The 227-nt window shown below is 39.2% G+C and carries 1 pseudogene; it reads right to left on the bottom strand.

The window, feature by feature from the left end:
* Window positions 1-201 (bottom strand): annotated as a pseudogene (locus BN202_RS09195) (ERF family protein); the annotation flags it as partial.
* Window positions 202-227 lie beyond the last annotated feature (26 nt).

The raw sequence follows: 227 nt of genomic DNA, 5'->3' as shown, positions 1-227 counted from the left end.
AGCGGAAAGATCAAAGACGAAGCTTTGATAATTTTGTCGTTCTATTTCCTTTTCTCGTAATGCGATCAGGCGCTCTAAGCGGTCCATATCGACGTCATTTTCTAAAGCTCTTGTTAAAATGCGATCCATAGCTGTTTGTTTGACTTCGCAAGTGTTTGTTTTTTCCACTAATTCCGTTTGTGTGGTAGTTCGTTCATTCATCTTGATTTCCTCCATTTAAAGCGCAA

This window comes from Bartonella florencae (assembly GCF_000312525.1).
In the GTDB taxonomy this organism is placed as follows: domain Bacteria; phylum Pseudomonadota; class Alphaproteobacteria; order Rhizobiales; family Rhizobiaceae; genus Bartonella; species Bartonella florencae.
The sequence above is the reverse complement of the archived record's forward strand: the minus strand, read 5'-3'. Positions and strand labels throughout refer to the sequence as shown.